Genomic DNA, 2827 nt, shown 5'->3' with positions numbered 1-2827 from the left:
CTAGAAGAGTATTTACGAATGAAATTTAATTGGGATTAGTAGTCAATTCAGTTATTTAGTTATCAGTTATCAGTACTTCCTGCAATAGGGAGGCGAGAAGATGCATAATTAGATTTTTTATCCTCTTAAAAAGCCAGGATTGAGACCAGATATTTTTGTCAAACAAAGAGAGATTAAAATCTGGGTAGAATACAATCAGGTTATGACATTATTTCAAACATTTATTGATTCATCAATCCGTAGAAGTTTAAATGATTATTTCCAAATTCATAACCAAAGACTAGAAGAGTATTTACGAATGAAATTTAACTGGGATTAGGAGTAAATTCAGTTATCAGTTAACAGTTATCAGTATTTCCAGGAATAGGGAGGCGAGAAGATGCATAATTAGATTTTTTATCCTCTTAAAAAGCCAGGATTGAGACCAGATATTTTTGTCAAACAAAGAGAGATTAAAATCTGGGTAGAATACAATCAGGTTATGACATTATTTCAAACATTTATTGATTCATAAATCTGTAGGAGTTTAAATGATTATTTCCAAATTCATAACCAAAGCCTAGAAGAGTATTTAGAAATGAAATTTAACTGGGATTAGGAGTAAATTCAGTTATCAGTTAACAGTTATCAGTATTTCCAGGAATAGGGAGGCGAGAAGATGCATAATTAGATTTTTTATCATCTTAAAAAGCCAGGGTTGAGACCCGATATTTTTATCAAAAAAAGAGAGATTGAAATCTGGGTAGGCTACAATCAAGTTATCATATTATTTTCAAAAGTTTAAAACAGAAATATGTATTCAACTTTAACTCCAGAAATGTCAGCTTTTAGTTTATATCAAGAAGCAGAATCTTATTTAAAAGCTGGAAAATTAGATGAGGCTTATTTGTATTGTGAAAAATCTCTAGAAATATTACCAGTTTATCCTTTGACTTGTAAAACTTTAGGAAATGTATTACAGGCAATGGGAAAGTTAGAAGAGGCGATAAGTTGGTATACAAAAGCTATGATGCAGCAGCCAAATTGGGCGGAGATATACATAAATATTGGAAGTTTATATGCTAAACAAAATGAATGGCAGCCAGCTATAGCTTGCTATGAAACAGCTATTGAATTACAACCAAATTTGCCTGGTGCTTATCGAAATTTATCTAGGGTTTGTCAAAAATTAGGTAACTTAAGTTTGGCAGAAAAATATTGGTCTCAAGCTCAAAAAATTGAATTAGAAAAGACTGCTTTGGAAAAAGTTAATTCTGGGAATATTTTATTAAATGAGGGTAAAACGGAAGAGGCAATAACTTATTATCGTGAGGGGATAGAATTAAATCCTAATTTATCGGAAGCTTATTCTAAATTAGGAGAAATTTTTGTAGAGCGAGGAGAATTAGATGCAGCTATTAATTGTTATCAAAATTTAATTAAGCTTTTACCTGAAAACTGGATGTTCTATTATAAACTAGGCAAAATTTTCCAAGATATAGACAAGTTAGATGATGCAATTGAGGGATTTAAACGAGCTATAGAACTTAATCCTAATTTTCCTTGGCTTCACAAACATTTAGCAGATATTTTGTATAAACAGGGTAAGTTAAATCAAGCTATTACTTGTTACGAGCTAGCGATTAAAAGTAACCCTAAAAATTGGGATGCTTATTGCAAAATAGGAGAAATATTACTCAAGCAAGGAAAAATAAATCAAGCACTTATCATTTATCAAAATGGTCTCAAGCTTAATCCTAATTTAGCTAGACTTCACTATAAAATGGGCGAAGCACTAAGTAAACAAAAAAAATGGCACTTAGCAATTCCAGCTTATCGTCGAGCTATAGAATTAAAAGTAGATAACTATTTATTTTATCGTAAGTTAGCAGATGCTTTACAAGAACTAGGACAACTAGATGAGGCAATTATTAATTATCAAACAGCTATTGAAATTAATCCTAATTCCTGTTGGTTATACACATCATTAGGACAAGCATATATTCAACAAGAAAATTGGTCTGATGCTGTTGAATGTTTCAAAAAAGCAATACAAATTAAACCAGATTACCATAAAGCTTACGAAAAAATAGCCTATATTTTTGAACAGTTAGGCGATCGTGAGGCAGCAAGGGAGTATTCAAAAATTAATAATTAATAATTAATAATTAATAATTAATAATTAGGGCTTGCTGATTAAATCTAAAAGTCTTTACAGATAAAGGTAAGTGTCTTTTTAAGTATCAAAAAGTGCGAAGTTTTAGGTGGTAATGGTTCAAAAAAGAGCGGATTTTGCTCAATAATTGGGTAGAAAAATCTAGGGACGATTCTTACTACGATCTCCTCTATAATTCCCATTTCTCCTGTCTCCTGTCTCCTGTCTCCTGTCTCCTACCCTCACCCATAAGACTTTTTCAGCAAACCCTAATTAGGGCTTGCTGATTAATTCTAAAAGTATTGACAGATATTGGTTTTAGCGTTTTAGAGTTGAAAAAAGTACCAGCTTTTCGGTGGAAAAAGCTCAAAAAGCTAATATTTTGGGACGATTATGGCAGAAAAATTTAGAGACAAAACTTAGCTCCTACCTCCTCTACATTCCCATTTCTCCTGTCTTCCCCTCCTGGGAGGGCAGGGCTATTTCAAAGTATTGCAAGTTAACGATGAGCGGGAGAATGGGAGTAATGGGGATAGGAGAATAGGGAAATTTACCAAAATTTGCCTATTTTTCAGCAAAGTACGCGTCTTTAAGCTCTGAGAGTATATCTGGTTCAACGTCGCTTAAAAGCCTCTATCCCCGTGTCTCCGTTTCTCCGTGTCCCCGTGTCTATTGAGAATGAAACAGCCCAGA

General features: G+C 32.9%; 1 protein-coding gene. It reads left to right on the top strand.

Annotated elements, in window-relative coordinates:
- Positions 1-793: 793 nt before the first annotated feature.
- Positions 794-2137: a tetratricopeptide repeat protein gene (locus F6K54_RS41220; RefSeq protein ID WP_293090282.1), complete on the top strand. Its 1344-nt coding sequence runs from the start codon at positions 794-796 to the stop codon at positions 2135-2137.
- Positions 2138-2827: the final 690 nt, after the last annotated feature.

This window comes from Okeania sp. SIO3B5 (assembly GCF_010692555.1).
GTDB lineage: Bacteria > Cyanobacteriota > Cyanobacteriia > Cyanobacteriales > Microcoleaceae > Okeania.
Note: the sequence above shows the minus strand (reverse complement) of the source record. Positions and strands in the feature narration are given on the sequence as shown.

Coding starts and splice junctions, on each gene's coding strand:
- F6K54_RS41220 (WP_293090282.1), top strand. CDS start 794: ATGTATTCAACTTTAACTCCAGAAATGTCAGCTTTTAGTTTATATCAA.